Consider the following 253-nt stretch of genomic DNA (forward strand, 5'->3'; position numbering starts at 1 on the left):
CACCACAAGGCGCATTGGTCATCATGGATCGGGGAATTGCGACTGAAGCCAATGTCGGCTGGCTGATCGAACACGGTTATCGCTATTTGGTAGTCAGTCGTGACAGGGTGAGGAAATTCGACGAAACCCAGGGCATCAGCATTGAAACTGCGGGGGGTGATCCTTTGCGCATCCAGAAAGAGATCAGCGAGGACGGCAAAGAAGTTCGTTTATATTGTCACTCCCTGGGCCGCGAGAAGAAAGAAAGCGCCAT

At 52.6% G+C, this 253-nt stretch carries 1 pseudogene; it reads left to right on the forward strand.

The features are described from left to right. Positions 1–253 (forward strand): annotated as a pseudogene (locus tag IV91_RS16135) (IS1634 family transposase); the annotation flags it as partial.

The organism is Ferrovum myxofaciens, assembly GCF_000735045.1.
Lineage (GTDB): Bacteria > Pseudomonadota > Gammaproteobacteria > Burkholderiales > Ferrovaceae > Ferrovum > Ferrovum myxofaciens.